This is a genomic window from Streptomyces sp. T39 (assembly GCF_008042045.1).
In the GTDB taxonomy this organism is placed as follows: Bacteria; Actinomycetota; Actinomycetes; order Streptomycetales; family Streptomycetaceae; genus Streptomyces.
The window spans coordinates 1-627 of the sequence record NZ_RDBP01000232.1 but is presented as its reverse complement, the minus strand read 5'-3'; the positions used below and the strand labels follow the sequence as shown (position 1 = coordinate 627).

At 72.4% G+C, this 627-nt stretch carries 2 pseudogenes; one reads left to right on the top strand and one right to left on the bottom strand.

Going from position 1 to position 627, the window contains the following annotated elements:
- A pseudogene (locus tag EAO77_RS37400) lies at positions 1-215 on the bottom strand (sodium:proton antiporter); the annotation flags it as partial.
- 182 nt (positions 216-397) lie between these two features.
- On the opposite strand from EAO77_RS37400, the pseudogene EAO77_RS37395 reads away from it, so the two are divergent.
- Positions 398-627: pseudogene (locus EAO77_RS37395) on the top strand (sodium:proton antiporter); the annotation flags it as partial.

Below are 627 nucleotides of genomic sequence, written 5' to 3'. Positions count from 1 at the left end.
GCGATGGTCAGGGGCATGCTGATGCCGAGCAGCCGCCACGGAGCGGCCCAACGCCGCAGGCCGACCGGCCGGTTGACGGCGAGCCCCGCTCCCATGAGGGAGACGATGACGCACAGTTCCGTCGCGTGCTCCACCCACAGCCGGTCCCGCACGGGGTCCACGACGGGGATCGGCACCGGCAGCAGCGCGGCCAGGGCTCCGGCCGCGAGGAACACCCTGTGATCAGCCAGCGTCGCACCATCGAATTCCCCCCACGTCGCGTGGACACACCGTCCCTGCCCGTACACCGCCCCCTGGCCCGGGTTGCTCATCGTCGGCCACCGTCCTTCGGCGGGGCCATCCCCGGTCGGGGGCGCGAAGACGCACAACGGGCGCGCGGTGGGACAGGATGGGTCGAATGACGCTTTCCGATGCCGTGTACCTGGCCGTGGGGATCGGCGCGCTCGGTGCGGCCGTGGTACCGCGGCTCGTCTTCCGGCAGCCGCTGTCGATGCCGATGGTGTTCCTCGCGGCCGGAGCCCTGGCCGCGCTGCTGCCGGTGCCGATCCCCGTCGTGGACCCCGTGCGGGACCGGCTGTGGGTGGAGCACGCGACGGAACTGTGCGTCATCGTCTCCCTCATGGGGGG